Here is a 4,043-nt window from a genome sequence, read left to right on the forward strand (position 1 = left end):
AACAATCAGAAAGTACCATACTAAAAACCATGGAAGAGGAGAATATAAAGAGAGATCAACAGACGGGAAAAAGGTTCAAAAAATCCCCGGCAAAAGTGCCGGGGATTTGTGTATAAGAGACAGCCCACAGGGAGAGGGAGCTGATAGCCCCTGCTCGTTTGGAGGTAAAGAGATAAACCGAGCGCCTCTTCTCCAAGGCGAATCACGACCGTTTCAAACACACTCGATCGGTCCCCTCTCCTGGGGGAGAGGGCTAGGGTGAGGGCGTCTGGATTACCAGCCGCTCAGAAAGCTGAAGACCATCCAGAACAGGCAGGTGACGGCGACGCCGGTCAGCAACAGCGTGAGGATTAGACGCCCACGTAGCACCATACTGAAGGTGATACCCAGCAGCACCGAGGCTGGCATCAGAGCCAGGAAAAACGGCCAGGTATAGAGAAGGAAAAACAAGGTGTTAGAACCGTAAACCATAAAAGGCACGGTAAACGCCAACCAATAGAAGACAAAGCCGCTGGTGCCGCCTAAAAAGGAGTATGAGGGTTCCTCTGGCTCGAGTTGGCTAACAATCACTAGTGGCGTGGCATTTTGCATAGTGTTCCCTGGTCTATTGGATCGCTCTGCGGCGACTTACTAGAGTAAAAAGCGCGTGGCTGGATCACGCCACGCGCTTTTTGCGAATTCAGGGTTTGATAATAGCCTGACCACGCAGCAGGTCTAACAATTGCGCGGTCAAATTTGTTACCAATTGTTCACCATTCAGACGCACATCGGCTCGTTCCGGCGCCTCATAAACCGAGTCGATACCGGTGAAATTACGCAGCTCACCAGCGCGGGCCTTTTTGTACAATCCTTTCGGATCGCGAACCTCACAAATTGCCAACGGGGTGTCGACAAACACTTCGATAAACTGCCCCTCGGCCAGCATTTCCCGCACCATCTGCCGTTCGGCACGGTGCGGTGAGATAAACGCCGTCAACACCACCAGCCCGGCATCCACCATCAGCTTGGCCACTTCGCCCACCCGGCGGATATTCTCGCGCCGATCGTCGTCAGAGAACCCCAAGTCGCGGCACAGGCCGTGGCGCACATTGTCACCATCCAGCAGATAGGTGCTGACGCCCAATTGATGCAGCGCCTGTTCCAGTGCCCCGGCCACGGTCGATTTACCCGAACCAGACAGGCCGGTAAACCATATCACCACGCCCTGATGGCCGTTCGCGGCTTCACGCTCCGCACGCGTTACCGCATGCGGGTGCCACACGACGTTTTCGTCTTTCACTAACTCAGCCTCGGACACGTTAATTCCCCTTCAGCAGGTCGCGCGCACCCCAGTGTGGGAAATGCTTGCGTACCAAGGCGTTCAGCTCCAGTTCAAAGGCGCTGAAATTGCCCGCCGCTGCCGAATTATCCTGCTGCAAGGCTTCGCGAATCAACCCCGCGCCAACCGTGACGTTAGTCAAACGATCGATAAAGATCAGGCCACCGGTATCATGATTCTGTTGGTAGCTGTCCAGCACCAGCGGTTCGTCGAAGGTCAGTTCCACCAACCCAATGCCGTTCAAAGGCAACACATCGGCCTGATGCTGCGCCAATGAGTTGATCTCCACCTGGTGGCGAATGCTCTCAACGCGGGCGCGGGTTTTCTTCCCGGCTACCTTGATGTCGTAGCTTTGGCCCGGCAACAGCGGCTGTTCTGCCATCCATACTACGTCCGCCAAGGCGCTTTGCGTGGCCTGCAAAGTTTCACTGGCATCCACCAGCAGGTCGCCCCGGCTGATGTCGACTTCATCTTTCAGGACCAGCGTGATGGCCTCACCCGGCCCCGCCTCCTGCAGATCGCCATCAAAGGTCACGATACGCGCTACGGTAGATTCAACGCCAGAAGGCAGCACCTTGATGCGCTGGCCCACGCGAACCACACCGGCAGATAACGTACCGGCATAACCACGGAAATCGAGGTTCGGGCGATTGACGTATTGCACCGGGAAGCGCAGCGGTTGGTGTTCACGCACGCTGATGACATCCACGCTTTCCAAGACTTCCAGCAGCGTCGGGCCGCTGTACCAAGGCATTTGGACGCTCTGGGTGGCGACATTGTCACCGTCCAACGCCGACAGCGGGACAAACTTGATTTCCAGGTCGTTGGGCAACTGCTCGGCGAAAGACAGGTAATCCTGCTTGAACTGCTCAAACACCGCCTGGCTGTATTCCACCAGATCCATTTTGTTTACCGCCACCACCAGATGGCGAATGCCGAGCAGCGTGGCGATAAAGCTGTGGCGACGGGTCTGATCCAGCACGCCCTTGCGCGCATCGATCAGCAGGATCGCCAAGTCGCAGGTCGAAGCACCGGTAGCCATATTACGGGTGTACTGCTCATGCCCCGGTGTATCGGCGATGATAAATTTGCGCTTTTCGGTCGAGAAATAGCGGTAAGCCACGTCGATGGTGATGCCCTGCTCACGTTCTGCCTGCAGGCCATCCACCAGCAAAGCCAAATCGAGCTTCTCCCCTTGGGTGCCGATACGTTTGCTGTCGGTATGCAGGGTTGAGAGCTGATCTTCGTAGATCTGGCGAGTATCGTGCAGCAAGCGGCCAATCAGGGTGCTTTTGCCGTCGTCTACGCTGCCGCAGGTCAGGAAGCGTAGCAGGCTCTTGTGCTGCTGCGCGTGCAGGTAGGCTTCTACACCGCCCTGTTCGGCGATTTGTTGTGCAATAACGTTGTTCATTCCGACGGCTCCTTAGAAATACCCTTGGCGCTTTTTCAGCTCCATCGAACCGGACTGATCGCGGTCGATCATGCGGCCCTGACGTTCGCTGGTGGTGGAGACCAGCATTTCCTCGATGATCTCCGGCAGCGTCTGCGCAGAAGAATCCACCGCGCCGGTCAACGGCCAGCAGCCGAGGGTACGGAACCGCACCATACGCTGGCTGATCACTTCACCCGGTTGCAGATCGATACGATCGTCATCCACCATCATCAGCATGCCGTCGCGTTCCACCACCGGGCGTGGCTTGGCCAGATAGAGCGGAACGATGTCGATCTTCTCCAGGAAGATATATTGCCAGATATCCAGCTCGGTCCAGTTCGACAGCGGGAACACGCGGATGCTCTCGCCCTTGTTAATCTGGCCGTTATAGTTGTGCCACAGCTCCGGGCGCTGGTTTTTCGGATCCCAGCGGTGGAACCGATCGCGGAAGGAGTAGATGCGCTCTTTGGCACGGGATTTCTCCTCGTCGCGCCGGGCGCCACCAAAGGCGGCGTCAAAGCCGTACTTGTTCAGCGCCTGCTTGAGGCCTTCGGTTTTCATGATATCGGTATGCTTGGCGCTGCCGTGGACAAACGGGTTAATCCCCATCGCCACCCCTTCCGGATTTTTGTGGATCAGCAGCTCGAAACCGTACTCTTTGGCGGTACGATCGCGGAATTGGTACATTTCGTTGAATTTCCAGCCGGTATCCACATGCAGCAGCGGGAACGGCAGCGTGCCTGGGTAGAACGCCTTGCGTGCCAGATGCAGCATCACCGAGGAGTCTTTACCGATGGAATAGAGCATCACCGGATTGCCGAATTCGGCGGCCACTTCACGGATGATATGGATGCTCTCCGCCTCCAATTGCCGTAAATGAGTGAGTCGTTTTTGGTCCATAACAGATCCTTTAAGCCAAATTCACGACGGCCGGGCGCGCTGCCACTGCCGTCTGCGATTGATGCCCAAACCAGGCGATTTGATGGTGTAATTCCACCACTTCACCGATCACCAGCAGCGCCGGTAACGGGGCCTGCCGAGTTAATTGTTCCAACTGTTGCAAGGTGCCAGTCTGCACCTGTTGATCGGCCCGCGTACCCCGGCTGATCACCGCGACTGGCGTATCCGCATCACGGCCATGGGCGATCAGGTTGCGGCTGATATCTGCCGCCTTCATGGTGCCCATGTAGATTGCCAACGTCTGACGTGCCCGCGCCAGAGCGGCCCAATCCAAACCGTCTTCATCGTCACGGCAATGACCGGTAATGAAGGTCACGCTTTGGGCGTGATCGC

At 56.7% G+C, this 4,043-nt stretch carries 5 protein-coding genes; all 5 read right to left on the reverse strand.

All coding sequences use genetic code 11. The annotated features are described in order from the left end of the window. Positions 1 to 273 precede the first annotated feature (273 nt). Positions 274 to 591, reverse strand: coding sequence for a DUF3561 family protein (locus ACLQ7H_RS01310; protein ID WP_411751108.1), 318 nt, complete (start codon positions 589 to 591; stop codon positions 274 to 276). Between the two features lie 88 nt (positions 592 to 679). Beyond that, on the reverse strand, positions 680 to 1,297 hold the full coding sequence (gene cysC, locus ACLQ7H_RS01315; RefSeq protein WP_411751109.1) for an adenylyl-sulfate kinase: 618 nt from the start codon (positions 1,295 to 1,297) through the stop codon (positions 680 to 682). A gap of 1 nt (position 1,298) precedes the next feature. Further along, positions 1,299 to 2,729 carry a sulfate adenylyltransferase subunit CysN gene (cysN, locus tag ACLQ7H_RS01320; RefSeq protein ID WP_411751110.1) on the reverse strand — a complete coding sequence of 477 codons (1,431 nt, stop codon included), beginning with the start codon at positions 2,727 to 2,729 and terminating at the stop codon, positions 1,299 to 1,301. 12 nt (positions 2,730 to 2,741) lie between these two features. Continuing rightward, complete coding sequence (cysD, locus tag ACLQ7H_RS01325; RefSeq protein ID WP_024485711.1) at positions 2,742 to 3,650, reverse strand: sulfate adenylyltransferase subunit CysD; 909 nt, start codon at positions 3,648 to 3,650, stop codon at positions 2,742 to 2,744. Positions 3,651 to 3,660: 10 nt separating this feature from the next. Beyond that, the coding region (locus ACLQ7H_RS01330) for a uroporphyrinogen-III C-methyltransferase (protein ID WP_411751111.1) at positions 3,661 to 4,043 on the reverse strand (383 nt) is incomplete at its 5' end.

This window comes from Serratia sp. (in: enterobacteria), from assembly GCF_046715635.1.
In the GTDB taxonomy this organism is placed as follows: Bacteria; Pseudomonadota; Gammaproteobacteria; order Enterobacterales; family Enterobacteriaceae; genus Chania.

Excerpts from the sequence above, each read along its gene's own strand:
- ACLQ7H_RS01310 (WP_411751108.1), bottom strand. The coding sequence starts at position 591 with ATGCAAAATGCCACGCCACTAGTGATTGTTAGCCAACTCGAGCCAGAG.
- cysD (WP_024485711.1), bottom strand. The coding sequence starts at position 3,650 with ATGGACCAAAAACGACTCACTCATTTACGGCAATTGGAGGCGGAGAGC.
- cysN (WP_411751110.1), bottom strand. The coding sequence starts at position 2,729 with ATGAACAACGTTATTGCACAACAAATCGCCGAACAGGGCGGTGTAGAA.